This is a genomic window from Bradyrhizobium uaiense, assembly GCF_010811875.1.
GTDB lineage: Bacteria > Pseudomonadota > Alphaproteobacteria > Rhizobiales > Xanthobacteraceae > Bradyrhizobium > Bradyrhizobium uaiense.
In genome coordinates this window covers 1-288 of record NZ_VKHP01000655.1, presented here as the reverse complement: position 1 = coordinate 288, position 288 = coordinate 1, and the positions used below count along the sequence as shown (strand labels likewise).

1 protein-coding gene is annotated in these 288 nt (G+C 60.1%); it reads left to right on the top strand.

Annotation, left to right across the window (positions count from 1 at the left end):
• On the top strand, positions 1-288 hold a 288-nt coding region (locus tag FNJ47_RS46950; protein ID WP_163163597.1), incomplete at both ends, for a (2Fe-2S)-binding protein.

The window sequence follows — 288 nt, the reverse complement described above, 5'->3', positions numbered from 1 at the left end:
ACGGCGAACCCATCGATGCGGTTGTTTTGCCGCGGCTCAATCTTGCTGACTTCATCCGGGAACATCTCAAGCTGACCGGAACCCACGTTGGTTGTGAGCACGGCGTCTGTGGCGCCTGCACCGTCAGGGTTGATGGCGAGATCGTTCGCTCCTGCCTGATGCTGACGGTGCAGGCGCAGGGCGCGTCAGTCGAGACGATCGAAGGGCTGTCTGACAGCGGTGAAATTGCCGATCTTCAGGCCGCATTTCGCGAACGCAATGCTTTGCAGTGTGGCTACTGCACGCCTG